The organism is Chitinophaga sp. (assembly GCF_036566945.1).
Classification (GTDB): domain Bacteria; phylum Bacteroidota; class Bacteroidia; order Chitinophagales; family Chitinophagaceae; genus Chitinophaga.
On the sequence record NZ_DATCVJ010000910.1, the window covers coordinates 1 to 10,671 of the forward strand.

The window sequence follows — 10,671 nt, forward strand, 5'->3', positions numbered from 1 at the left end:
TTTCTGCAAATGGTTTTTCAGAAAGCATTTGTCCAAGCCTGAAGTATAATTTTAATTGCTCTTGATTGGCCAGCCTGAGAGCGAGATACTTGCTGTGCAGAATATTTTGTTTGGTGTCTTTGATGAACTGCTTGTATGAAACTCCTGTTTCCATTTGTTTATATTTATTGGTGATTAATTCTTAGATAACAATTATTGACTTTGGTGTTGAGTCAATTTTTTTCTGATTGTTTAGTGGAGAGAAGTATGTTTACATCACGTTGAAGATAGCTAGCAGACGCGTAAACGGGCACGAATGTAAGGGTTCCAAACTATTTTTGTTTGTTCATTTTGTTCATTGATAAATTGATCTGTTCATCGTCAATTTAATTACGCCGTCAGTGACGGCGTAATTAAAAATAAAAAAGCGGAGATACAAGCTCCGCTTATATCTCCGCTTCCATCATCTTACAAAATTATTGTACTCTGTACACCGGATAACGCAGGTATTCCGGTTCTGCGTAAGGAGAATTTTTGAAGACAAAATTCAGTTGTGCGCTGGCGCTATTTGCAAAAGCAGTATCACTTGCTTTTTTCTTATTTAATGCATCCTGTAATTCCGGATGTTGCTGCAGATATGCGGCGCCGGTATCTTCAAAAACATAAGAAGAATAACCTTCTTTTTGTCCGAGGATGGCATCGAAAAAGTTCCAGGCAAAATAAGAATCACCGGCAGTAGGTTCGAGTGTTTCTATCAGAAAGCGGTTGGCAGTTTGATTCATCGGGATGTAAAAATCGCCTTTTCGGAAACGGATGGAATCCATGCTGCTGCTTACTTTTACGTTGGTATGGAGGTAATGTTTTTCAAAGGGTTTGGCATTACTCTGGAAGTCTGCAATATGATATACCGATACGTATATAGTAGTATCATGTGCGAGTGGTTGCAGCTGTACATTATTATTTTTCAGGAGATGGATAACGGCCCACCAGCCTTGTGGTATAATATACGCCAGGGGCTTTTCTACAAAATTTTGTGCTGTAGCGGTGTTATAGAATTTCACCTCCCTGGTGTAAGGTTTAGTACGATCGTAGTACAGTCGTGGTAAGCCGGAAATAGCACTGGGCTTATGTCCGGAGGCGAAGCCGCGGAAGGTGATCAGGCTGTATTTAGTCATATCAAATTCCCATGACAGCGGAAATGTTTTTTGTGTGATGGAAGTTTGTTTTGCCTGTTCACGTAGTTGTTTAATGGTTTCGCTGTGAGTGGCGGTAAACTGAATGAAACATTCCATCAGGGCATAAGTGGCTTTTACGCGAAGTGGATAAGGTTTCAGCATATGCGTTTCCGGTACAAATCCGAAGGTATGAAACAGCGTGGTATAACCGGTAGAGTAGCGTGGCACGTCTGCAAATTCCACCCATCCGCTGTCGGGTGTTTCACCAAAGTGATTGACGTAGGGAACCAGGTCGTAGCCTTTTGTTTTCATGAGGGCATATAATCCGGGTTCAAATGTTTTATTCATGAATTCGCCCATGGGACCACCGAGTTTATTATGCTGGGTGGTGAGCAGGGTCATGATATGCTGGTAGTCTGCCCCGTTGCTGACATGGTTATCCACAAACACATCCGGATCGGTGAGGTGATAGATTTGCTGGAAGGCAAGGGCATTTTTTGAATCGGTTTTGATGAAGTCGCGGTTAAGGTCCAGGTTTTGGGCGTTGCCACGGGAACCAAATGCATCCGGCCCGTTTTGATCTACCCGGTACCAGGGGGAGCGGTTTAGCATGCCGCCGATGTTGTACACCGGGATGACAGCCAGGATAACATTATCAGGTAATTTGATTTTGCCGAGGGCGAGGTCGCGCAGGAGCATCATGCTGGCGTCGATGCCATCGGGTTCTCCGGGGTGGATACCGTTGTTGATGAGGATGATGCGTTTATTCTTTTTGTGCAGGCTTTTGAAGTCGAAATCCTTTTGAGGGGAATAGGTGACCAGGTGTAGCGGAAAGCCGGCATCTGTGGAGCCAATAGCCTGCATATGGATTTGCGGGAAGCGTTTGGCCAGTAATTGATAGTATTGAATGACTTCCGGGTAGGTGGCGGTTTGCTGACCGGCGGTCTCTTCGTAGCGGGTCGTAAGGTCTTGTGCAGTAGCCAATAACGGAAACAGGCAGGCGAGGAGGATAGCTATTTTTTTCATTATACGATAGTAAATAGAAAAACAAAAAGCCCTTCCTTTGAGAGGAAGAGCTGTAAATATTGTTACTGAAACAATTAAGCCAGCGCTAAAACGCGCTTAGCCAGCTTGCTTTTCAGATTTGCTGCTTTGTTCTTGTGAATAACGTTACGCTTAGCTAATTTATCCAGCATAGAAGCTACCTCTGCTAAATCTTTCTCCGCTGTTGCTTTCTCAGTCACCGCTTTCAGGTCACGGATGGCATTACGAGTAGTTTTACCGTAGTAACGGTTACGCTCATTACGCTTTCTGCTTTGACGTACGTCTTTTTTCGTTGCTTTATGGTTTGCCATTTTTCAAATTTCAAGTTTCGGACGGCAAAGGTAACTATTTATCATTTAGAAAACAAACTAAATGTAGTTTTTCCGTCAATGAGTAAATATAAGAGTCTTTCATCACAGATAAACACTTGATTTTTTCTAATTTTTTCCACCCGGCGTATCGAAAAACGTGCGATATTTGCAATCCCATATATTAATATATGTGGGACCAACAGAAAAGTATTTGAACTGAAGATCAGCAAAACTCGTTGTAAATGAAGGACTTCTCATTCGTCACCAACTCACATCCTGCTTACATAGAATCGTTATATCAGGATTTCCGCAAAGATCCCAACTCTGTAGACCCGGATTGGGTTAAATTTTTCGAAGGATTCGATTTTGCAGTATCCAATGTAAACGGCAACAAGGCAGCAGCATCAGCAGCGCCTGTAGCAGGAGGCAGCACTTCGTTGCCAGTGAGCGACGACCAGTTGGCAAAAGAGCTGGGCGTATATCGTCTGATACAGGCGTATCGTAAAAAAGGCCACCTGATTGCTAAAACCAACCCCATCCGTGAAAGAAAAGACAGGAAGGCCAATCTGGACCTGGCCAGCTTTGGATTAGGGGACGCTGATCTCAAAACAGAATTCTTTGCAGGAACTACCATCGGTGTCGGCAAAGCCTCCCTCGAAAAGATTGTGGCCTATCTGACCCAGATCTACGCCAGCTCAGTAGGATTACAATACACTTACATCAATGCCCGTGACAAAGCCAAATGGCTGGAAAAGGAATTTGAGGCCATCATGACGCAGCCGCTGTCACTGGAACAGCGCCGCCGCATTTTACAGAAGCTGAATCAGGGTGTTATTTTTGAAAAATTTCTACACACAAAATATATCGGACAGAAGCGTTTTGGTCTGGAAGGTGGTGAATCCACTATTCCCGCACTGGATGCTATCCTCAATGTGGCCGCAGAATATGGTGTACAGGAATCTGTGATTGGTATGGCGCACCGTGGCCGTTTAAATGTACTGGCAAATATCCTGGGTAAAACCTACGAACAGATCTTCAATGAATTTGAAGGACTGGCCGTACCGGATATGACCATGGGTAGTGGTGATGTGAAATATCACCTCGGTTTCCGCTCTCAGGTAACCACTCCCTCCGGCAAACCGGTAAATCTGCAACTGATGCCTAACCCTTCCCACCTGGAAGTGGTAGATCCGATTGTAATCGGCTTTGCACGCAGTAAAGCAGATGTGATTTACGATAGCGATTATGATAAAATACTGCCTATCCTCATTCATGGTGATGCTGCCGTAGCCGGTCAGGGCATCGTGTATGAAGTAGAGCAAATGAGCAAACTGAAAGGTTATTACGTAGGTGGTACCATTCATTTTGTAATCAATAACCAGATCGGTTTTACCACTGACTTTGATGATGCCCGCTCGTCGGATTATTGCACCAGCGTAGCTTCGATTGTACAGGCGCCGGTATTCCACGTGAATGGTGATGATGCAGAAGCCGTAGTGAAAGTATCTCAGCTGGCCGCCCGTTACCGTCAGGAATTCAATGAAGATGTGTTCATTGATATGGTTTGTTACCGTAAACATGGCCATAACGAAGGCGATGAGCCTAAGTTCACACAGCCAAGTTTGTACGCATTGATTGAAAAACACGCTAATCCGCGTGAAGTATATACCCAGTTCCTGCTGAATAACGGCGAATCTGATGCTGCGGCATTGGCGAAGGAAATGGAAAAAGGCTTCTGGGATGAATTACAGGCCCGCCTGGATGAAGTAAAACAACATCCGCTGCCGTATGCCAACCAGAAACCAGAACAGTGGTGGCAGGCCCTGCGTAAATCTACACCGCAGGACTTCGAATCTTCCCCGGTAACAGCGATCAAAGAAGAAGATTTCAAACGTCTGTTTGAAGGACTGATGAAATGGCCGGAGAATTTTGTTCCCCTGCGCAAAGTGAGTAAGTTACTGCAGGATAAGATCAAGTTGTACCAGGAAGAAGGCAAAGTGGACTGGGCAACGGGTGAACTGCTGGCCTATGCCAGTCTCCTGATCGAAGGAAAAGATGTTAGAATGAGCGGAGAAGACGTAAAACGTGGTACTTTCTCTCATCGCCATGCGGTGCTGTTTGATGAAAATACCAACGAGACTTACAATCGCCTCAGTCATTTCCAGGACAAGCAAGGTAAATTCAGAATTTATAACTCTTTACTGAGTGAATATGGTGTATTAGGCTTTGAATATGGTTATGCCATGGCCAATCCTAATAGCCTGGTATTGTGGGAAGCGCAGTATGGTGACTTTGTAAACGGTGCACAAACTGTGATTGATCAGTACATTACCAGTGCAGAACAAAAATGGACTACACAGAATGGCCTGGTGATGTTACTGCCTCATGGTTATGAAGGTGGTGGACCAGATCATTCCAATGCCCGTCCGGAACGTTTCTTACAGCAGTGTGCAGAAGAAAATGTGGTGATCACCAACATTACTACTGCCGCTAACTTCTTCCATGCGTTACGCCGTCAGCTCACCTGGCAGTTCCGCAAACCGCTGATTAACTTCTCTCCAAAAGCGAATCTGCGCCATGTGGGTGCTTATTCTACTACGGAAGAATTTACACAGGGAGGATTTAAAGAAGTGCTGGATGATCCGTTCATTGATGATGCTGCTGTGGTAAAGAAAGTATTACTGTGTTCCGGTAAAATGTATTTTGATCTGAGTGATAAGCAAGGCAAAGATGACCGCAAAGATGTGGCCATTGTTCGCCTGGAGCAATTATATCCGCTGCCCATCAAACAACTGGAAGCCATTTCTCAGAAGTATAAAGGTGCTACCTTCTTCTGGGTGCAGGAAGAACCATTGAATATGGGTGCTGCAGCGTTCCTGCAAATGAACCTGAAGCAGATTAATTATGGTGTTATCAGCCGCAATCCGAGTGCGTCTACTGCTACCGGTTATGCGAAAGTACATGCACGTGAACAGCAACAGATTATTGACACGGCTTTTAACATCTAAGAAAATAAAAGTATAAACAGAATAACCTGGTTTAACGTTAAGCTAAAGGCTGAAAGCAAAAAGCTAATTGCTAACCCGGTATCACCATCAACTGATTAAATATGGTTATCGAAATCAAAGTCCCTACGGTAGGAGAATCTATTAGCGAGGTAACAATTGCAAAGTGGTTGAAGAAAGACGGCGATTATGTGCAGCAGGACGAAGTATTATGTGAAATGGAATCAGAGAAAGCAACCTTCGAACTGAATGCAGAGAAAGCAGGTGTCCTGAAGATTGCTCCGGCAGCGCAGGATGGAGCTACTTTGAAGATTGGTGATGTAGCCTGTACCATCGATACCGATGCAGCTGCACCCGCCACTGATGCCGCACCGGCAGCAGCAGCACCTGCAGCCCCTGTAGCAGCACCTGCGCCAGCAGCAGAAGCCGCCGCAGCAGCACCAGCAGTGAACAAAGGGACGATTGAAATGAAAGTGCCTACAGTAGGAGAGTCTATAAGCGAAGTAACACTGGTGAAGTGGATCAAAAATAATGGTGATTATGTAGAGCGTGATGAAGTGGTATGTGAACTGGAATCAGAGAAAGCAACTTTCGAACTCAATGCAGAAGAAGCTGGTGCACTGATTACCGTAGCAAAAGAAGGCGATACTTTGAAAATAGGCGATATTGCCTGTAAAATAGATACCAGTGCTGCAAGACCTGCGGGTAAAGCCGCACCGGCAGCAGCTCCGGCGGCGCAGCCATCGAAAGCTACTCCGCAACCACAACAGGCGCCTGTTACCAGCATTCCGAATGATCTGAAAGCATCTCCGGTAGCAGCAGCAGTGATTGCAGATAAACATGTAGATCCATCCAACATTAAAGGTTCCGGCGTACACGGAAAAATCATGAAAGATGATGTGTTGGCTGCCCTGCAAAATCCGGGTGTGGCGATCGGACAGGAAATGTTTACCCGTCAGGAACGCCGCGAAAAGATGAGCAACCTGCGTAAAACAGTTTCCCGCCGCCTGGTGGAAGCCAAAAATACAACGGCCATGCTCACTACCTTCAATGAGGTAGACATGACCGAAATAATGGCGCTGCGTGCCAAATACAAGGAAGTATTCAAAAAACAGCATGAGGTAAACCTGGGCTTTATGAGCTTCTTTACCAAAGCCTGCTGCTTTGCATTACAGGAATTCCCGTCTGTAAACGCTTACATCGACGGAGAAGAACTGGTATATCACGATTACTGCGATATTTCTATTGCCGTATCTGCTCCTAAAGGCCTGGTAGTACCGGTAATCCGCAATGCGGAAAGTCTGGATATGGCAGGTATTGAAAAAGCAGTGGTGGAACTGGCTACCAAAGCCCGCGACAACAAATTGACCATGCCTGAAATGACCGGTGGTACTTTCACCATCACCAATGGTGGCGTATTTGGCTCATTGATGAGTACACCTATCATCAACATCCCGCAGTCAGCTATCCTGGGTATGCACAAAATACAGGATCGTCCGATGGCGGTAAATGGTCAGGTAGTGATCCGTCCGATGATGTACCTGGCGCTGAGCTACGATCACCGCATCATTGATGGCCGTGAGTCAGTAAGCTTCCTCGTAAGAGTGAAGGAAATGCTGGAAAATCCTGAACAACTGTTGTTCGGTAAAGATCCATTGAAAGCATTACTGAAATTGTAATCTTACATAAAATACAAAAAGAAGAGCCGGTGCTATAGAGTACCGGCTCTTCTTTTTGTATTCAATTCCTTCACGCCCGTTTGTGGGCCCATTGTCTACGATGTGGTAGCATCAATATTCCCCTTATCTTCGCGTATGACCCGTTGGGAAAATTATTTAGCATCAGCAGAGAAAATCATAGGCGCTTATCAGGGCAGCCTGCCATTACATCATTTTCTGAAGTCCTTTTTTAAGGAACATCCCTACATGGGAGGGCGCGACCGGCGCTGGATTTCACAACTGGTATATCATTATTTCCGTTTGGGACATTGGGGGAAATCGCTGCCTGTGAGTGAGCGTGTGATCGCAGGTGCATTGCTTTGCGAAACCGCACCGAATGATTTTCTGGCGGCAGTGAGACCTGCCTGGAATCAGCACACCACAGGTTCGCTAACCGATAAAGCAGCGTTGTTATCTGACGCATTAACGCCCTCCGCTATCTTTCCTTTTTTGGAAAATTTATCAGCAGGTATTGATGCTAACGCTTACGCCTATACTATACTTAAGCAACCGCGTTTGTTTATTCGTGTACGCAATAACAGGCTGGAAAAAGTATTGCAGTTGCTCGACAAGGCGGCTGTTGTGTACGAAGTATTTGCGAACACCACCACCGTGGCTTTGCCTAACGGCACTAAGATAGAAGTGATTGTGCCGGAAAAAAGCTGGTATGAAGTACAGGATGCCTCGAGTCAGCAAACCGGAGAGTTATTTTTACCCACAAAGCAGCAACGTTGGTGGGATTGTTGCGCCGCCAGTGGTGGCAAATCCATTCTTCTGAAAGATCAGCAACCAGGTGTGCAGTTGCTGGTATCAGATGTAAGACGATCCATCCTCGAAAACCTGCAGCAGCGCTTTACCGCAGCAGGAGTGAAAAACTATGAAGCACGGGTAGCAGATCTGACGGCGGAGAATTTTGCCGCCAGCATGGGTAGCCAGCAGTTTGATGGTATTATCCTCGATGCGCCTTGTAGTGGTTCCGGAACCTGGGGCCGCACTCCCGAAAGTATTTCCTTCTTCAAAAAAGAAGAGATAGCGAAGTATCAGCAGCTGCAAAAGCGTATAGCCCATAACGTGGTACCTTTCCTAAAGAAGGGGGGTGCGTTGATTTATATTACCTGTTCTGTATTCAGGCAGGAGAATGAAGAAGTAGTGAAATATATAGAGGAGATGAGTGATTTACGTGCGGAGAAGGGAGGGGTGATTGCTGGGTATGATAAGGGGGCGGATACGATGTATGCGGTAAGAATGTCTTAATCAGTCAACTTTTGACAATAAAATCATTGTCAAAAAAGTTAACAATAAAAATTTTGTTAACATTAAAAAAGGGTGAGAAGACTTCCATCTTCCCACCCTTTACTTTATCTATCTTATGAAATTATTCTTATAACACTATCGGTACTGCGCGTTGAATAATACCGCCGCCAATGACATCATCGCCTTCGTAGAATACCGCCGACTGGCCGGGCGCAATTCCTTTTACGCTTTCATAAAAACTCACTTTTACCTGGCCGTTTTCATTGTACAGGTTACTCAATGCGCCTTTATCTTTATACCGGATTTTTGTAGTGGCTTCCATTCCTTCGGTAATAGTTTCGTACTTACCCATGTTGATACCACTTACAAACATTTCGCTTTTCTGTAGTTCGTCTTCATTGCCAAGCACTACCGTATTTGTTTCCGGGATAATTTCCGTTACAAATACCGGGCGTCCAAGGGCAATTTCAAGCCCTTTACGCTGCCCAACTGTATAGAAGGGGTAACCTTTGTGATGACCAACAATAGTGCCATCTGCGAGCACAAAATTGCCTCCGTTGACCCTTTCTTCCAGCCCCTCTACCTTTCTCTTCAAAAATCCGCGATAATCGTTATCCGGCACGAAGCAAATTTCATAGCTTTCTGCCTTTTTGGCCAGCTCGGGATACCCGAAATCAAATGCCATCTGGCGGATAGCTGTTTTACGATAGTTGCCCAGCGGGAGCATGGTACGGGCCAGTACATCCTGTTGGATACCCCATAGCACATAGCTCTGGTCTTTGGTTTCATCTACGCCTTTGCTGATCACGTAACGGCCATTGTCATGCTGACGGATTTGTCCGTAGTGGCCGGTAGCAATAAACTCGCAGTCCATGGCATCAGCACGTTTCATCAGTGCGCGCCATTTTATATGGGTATTGCACAGTACACACGGATTGGGCGTACGTCCTGCAATATATTCCTCGACAAAATTATTAATAACAAAATCACCGAATTCATCGCGGATATCCAGCACAAAGTGCGGGAATCCATGATGCACCGCCGCCGCGCGGGCATCGTTAAAAGAATCTAGGTTACAGCAGCCGGTTTCCTTTTTACTGGAACCTGCAGATGCATAATCCCAGGTTTTCATGGTGATACCCACCACTTCATATCCCTGCTCATGCAACATCAGCGCTGTAACAGTACTGTCTATACCACCGCTCATGGCTACCAGCACTTTACCATGCTTGCTCATTTGGAAAAGTTTAAGGATGCAAAATTACTTAAATTCCAGCCAACGGCCATCTATCCTTTATTGATCCTGACAATGAGCGGATTGATTCTGATTATATCATTGATATCATTTTAACGTCTTTTAACCTTTATTTCCCCAAATGCTATAAATTGTTAATTGTGAATTATATATTTATTAGTTTTAGCAACCTTTTAGCATAAAACAGTCGTGATGCTTCCCATATTAAACAAAGAGTTTATATTAAACTCACCTGATTCCGGCGTTCATGAAAGCACTTTCACCTTCCCGGAAAAGATCCTGCAATTTGGTACCGGCGTGCTTTTGCGCGGATTGGTAGACTACCTGGTAGATAACGCCAACAGGCAGGGAATCTACGAAGGACGAGTTGTGGTAGTCAAATCTACGGATGGTGATACCACCGAATTTTCCAGCCAGGACAATCTGTACACCACCCATATCAAAGGTATTTCCCAGGGAGAACTGGTAGATCAGGTACTAATTAACGCTGCTATTAGCCGTGTTTTGCAATCGAATGCAAATTGGCGGGAGATTTTAGATGCAGTGCATCAGCCTGCTTTACAAACTATCATTTCCAACACCACCGAGGTGGGGATCCAATATGTACCGGAAAAAGTAACAACTGGTGTTCCATCTTCCTACCCGGGTAAATTACTGGCGGTATTGTGGGAACGTTATTCCTATTTTAAAGGAGCCGCCAATACCGGCTTTGTGATTGTACCTACAGAACTGGTGGTCAACAATGGTCACCTGTTGAAAGATATTGTATTGCAACTGGCTGCGTTTAACGAAATGCCTCAGGCATTTATTAACTGGATTCATGCTGATAATCATTTCTGTAATTCACTGGTTGACCGTATTGTACCGGGCAAGCCCCGCAACCTGGCGGAAATAGCCACCAAAGCCGGTTATATAGATCAGCTATGGATA

6 protein-coding genes and 1 pseudogene are annotated in these 10,671 nt (G+C 45.1%); 4 read left to right on the top strand and 3 right to left on the bottom strand.

Translation table 11 applies throughout. The features are described 5' to 3' along the window. Positions 1–455: 455 nt before the first annotated feature. Both VIP81_RS27325 and rpsT read right to left on the bottom strand, forming a co-directional pair. Positions 456–2,180 (bottom strand): M14 family metallopeptidase, encoded by a 1,725-nt coding sequence (locus tag VIP81_RS27325; protein ID WP_331968885.1) that lies wholly within the window; start codon positions 2,178–2,180, stop codon positions 456–458. 74 nt (positions 2,181–2,254) lie between these two features. Next, on the bottom strand, positions 2,255–2,509 hold the full coding sequence (gene rpsT / locus VIP81_RS27330) for a 30S ribosomal protein S20 (RefSeq protein WP_331968888.1): 255 nt from the start codon (positions 2,507–2,509) through the stop codon (positions 2,255–2,257). A 242-nt stretch (positions 2,510–2,751) separates the two neighbouring features. Between rpsT and VIP81_RS27335 the strand changes: the two genes are divergently transcribed. The 3 genes from VIP81_RS27335 (at position 2,752) to VIP81_RS27345 (ending at position 8,486) form a co-directional block, all read left to right on the top strand. Beyond that, positions 2,752–5,517 carry a 2-oxoglutarate dehydrogenase E1 component gene (locus VIP81_RS27335; protein WP_331968891.1) on the top strand — a complete coding sequence of 922 codons (2,766 nt, stop codon included), beginning with the start codon at positions 2,752–2,754 and terminating at the stop codon, positions 5,515–5,517. A 101-nt stretch (positions 5,518–5,618) separates the two neighbouring features. Beyond that, positions 5,619–7,193, top strand: coding sequence for a 2-oxoglutarate dehydrogenase complex dihydrolipoyllysine-residue succinyltransferase (gene odhB, locus VIP81_RS27340; protein WP_331968895.1), 1,575 nt, complete (start codon positions 5,619–5,621; stop codon positions 7,191–7,193). Positions 7,194–7,328: 135 nt separating this feature from the next. Further along, entirely contained in the window at positions 7,329–8,486 is a 1,158-nt protein-coding gene (locus VIP81_RS27345) for an RsmB/NOP family class I SAM-dependent RNA methyltransferase (RefSeq protein ID WP_331968898.1), read from the top strand. 127 nt (positions 8,487–8,613) lie between these two features. Here VIP81_RS27345 and mnmA read toward each other — a convergent pair whose 3' ends face one another. Then, a complete protein-coding gene (gene mnmA / locus VIP81_RS27350; protein WP_331968902.1) occupies positions 8,614–9,723 on the bottom strand; it encodes a tRNA 2-thiouridine(34) synthase MnmA in 1,110 nt (369 codons plus the stop codon). A 210-nt stretch (positions 9,724–9,933) separates the two neighbouring features. Between mnmA and VIP81_RS27355 the strand changes: the two are divergent. Further along, positions 9,934–10,671: pseudogene (locus VIP81_RS27355) on the top strand (altronate oxidoreductase); the annotation flags it as partial.

Bases quoted from the DNA above. Each gene is read 5' to 3' on its own strand.
- VIP81_RS27325 (WP_331968885.1), bottom strand. From the start codon at position 2,180: ATGAAAAAAATAGCTATCCTCCTCGCCTGCCTGTTTCCGTTATTGGCT.
- rpsT (WP_331968888.1), bottom strand. From the start codon at position 2,509: ATGGCAAACCATAAAGCAACGAAAAAAGACGTACGTCAAAGCAGAAAG.
- VIP81_RS27335 (WP_331968891.1), top strand. From the start codon at position 2,752: ATGAAGGACTTCTCATTCGTCACCAACTCACATCCTGCTTACATAGAA.
- odhB (WP_331968895.1), top strand. From the start codon at position 5,619: ATGGTTATCGAAATCAAAGTCCCTACGGTAGGAGAATCTATTAGCGAG.
- VIP81_RS27345 (WP_331968898.1), top strand. From the start codon at position 7,329: ATGACCCGTTGGGAAAATTATTTAGCATCAGCAGAGAAAATCATAGGC.
- mnmA (WP_331968902.1), bottom strand. From the start codon at position 9,723: ATGAGCAAGCATGGTAAAGTGCTGGTAGCCATGAGCGGTGGTATAGAC.